Annotated in this window: 4 protein-coding genes; 1 reads left to right on the forward strand and 3 read right to left on the reverse strand. The window is 48.8% G+C overall.

Annotated elements, in window-relative coordinates; translation table 11 throughout:
• Window positions 1–84: 84 nt before the first annotated feature.
• Complete coding sequence (locus ACLW56_RS25185) at window positions 85–396, forward strand: SymE family type I addiction module toxin (protein ID WP_330986331.1); 312 nt, start codon at window positions 85–87, stop codon at window positions 394–396.
• Window positions 397–460: 64 nt separating this feature from the next.
• Here ACLW56_RS25185 and ACLW56_RS25190 read toward each other — a convergent pair whose 3' ends face one another.
• From ACLW56_RS25190 to ACLW56_RS25200, 3 genes are all read right to left on the reverse strand, one after another.
• Window positions 461–940 carry an Imm26 family immunity protein gene (locus tag ACLW56_RS25190; protein WP_330986332.1) on the reverse strand — a complete coding sequence of 160 codons (480 nt, stop codon included), beginning with the start codon at window positions 938–940 and terminating at the stop codon, window positions 461–463.
• Between the two features lie 13 nt (window positions 941–953).
• Window positions 954–1256 (reverse strand): hypothetical protein, encoded by a 303-nt coding sequence (locus tag ACLW56_RS25195; RefSeq protein WP_330986333.1) that lies wholly within the window; start codon window positions 1254–1256, stop codon window positions 954–956.
• 327 nt (window positions 1257–1583) lie between these two features.
• Entirely contained in the window at window positions 1584–1724 is a 141-nt protein-coding gene (locus ACLW56_RS25200) for a hypothetical protein (RefSeq protein WP_330986334.1), read from the reverse strand.
• Window positions 1725–1889 lie beyond the last annotated feature (165 nt).

A 1889-nucleotide genomic window follows, 5' to 3' on the forward strand; every position in this document is an offset into this window, starting at 1 on the left:
AAGAGAAGGATTAATTGAGCGCGGGATTGTGGTGTTGGACCACCACAATCCCGCTCACCACAGGCAACTAAACAGGAGTTGATCATGGCTGAGAAGCATTCTACGGCAGAACGGAAGATTTCCAAAATGCAGCGCCGCTACAGCGTCGGGTATATTACCGCGCGGCACGCCGACCCCAAAACATTCCGGACACGCTATTATTCCCGTCATCCGAGCCTGACGCTTAAAGGCGACTGGCTGAAGGACGCAGGGTTTGATACCGGGACGGGCGTGACGGTGAAAATATCAGATGGCGTGCTGACGATTATTGCGGATACCAGTGAAGTGCAGGCCCTGAAGGCTGAGCTTTACCAGTTTAAAGAGGCGGCGATGGGGATCAAGGCGCTGGTTGCTTAGTGGGTTAGGCAGTATTTGATGGTAATAAAATAATCGGGGATAAAGTAATTATCCCCGGCTGTTTTTATTTCAACAAAACATTTTTTGGTTTTTTATCCGGTGAAACCAACAAGGAATCAAGATAATTCGGGTCATAAAATGCATTCCATGGAGCCAAAGAGTAATATGCATTGAATAATTCAATTATATTTCCAGAGCCTATTGATCTTACGCCAATATATTTCTTGTCTCTCAACTCTCTCAAATTGATGTAGTTACCCAAAGGAAATTCATTACAGCATTTTGTAAAAACCTCCCAATCTCCTGAGTCAAGAAGATCTCTTGTAACAAATAGCACTGAAATCAATTCATTATCAGTTAAATTGATTTCGGAATCTGGTTTTTTAACAACGTGATGAGCATAAAAAGCACAAATAGTACTATTCAATGCTTCTGGTTCAAAACCAACAACTTTTCCAATGCAATATGTTCCATCTGACAACGGAACAGTAAACATATCTCCAACACCCCACGACTGTTTCCGTCTTCTCTTATTTGTCGCCATGATTTCTCCCTTATTAATATGGCATCGGTGTTGTTCCGCCGTTTGATTTGTATCGAGCATCAGACATCTGGTGCCGCTTATTTGCCAAGGTACCTCCTTTAGGAGTTCCTCTTGATGTTTCTTTTATGCCACCCATTTCTCTAATTTTTGTTTCTTCCAAAACATCAAGGTCTGTACCTGGCTTTGCACGCCCCAATTCTTGGTAGTCATGCCTCACCCCTAAAGCCGAATCATGCTCCCCTTGGCGGGCTGCAAATCTTGCATCCGATTTTGCCTGACCAACATATATTTCACCAGTTTTAGGGTTGGTCCTCAAATAAACGATACCTTCGGATTCACTACCAGTTTTGGGGCATAGCCCCAGAGGATCGATCAGTTTAAGAGGATTTTTGACGTAACTGTAAGGATTACTGCCCCCCGCCAGCCCTATCGGGTCATAGGAACGATCCCGACGCCATCGTACTTTTTAACACGCCACGACCCGCGTTCTGCCTCGCTTTTTAAAGAGCCAATTTCACATCTTTAACAACACATTAGCACGCAACGCCCGACGCGCACTTTTGCGCCGGAGGCCAGTATAACGGCGGCGTCAGCCGCCGTTAATGTCTTGTTTTGTCCTTGTCTTTTTCTGTGAGCGCCATCATTACCCCTTCACGTAACCCGCACCGAAGCCGCTGCTTGCTGCGGCTTCGGTGCGGGTTGGCCGGGCGTGGGCTGGCGAGGCCCGCTGGCGACGGTACGCCGCCCCGTGGCACACCTGCCTGACCGGGTTTTGGGTTTGCATGACCACGCTGAACCCGGGCGGGATGCGTTGGCTGGCGGCGGCGGTAAGGAGTGACACGCGTGGCACGACCCGACGGCGACAGACCCACGCCGGGCGGGCATTAACGCCTTAAGCGGAGGCCGCAGGCCGACACCCCCTTGATGCTCTGGCTGAACACGATGAAGA

It is taken from the genome of Pantoea sp. sgz302252 (assembly GCF_047713085.1).
In the GTDB taxonomy this organism is placed as follows: Bacteria; Pseudomonadota; Gammaproteobacteria; order Enterobacterales; family Enterobacteriaceae; genus Scandinavium.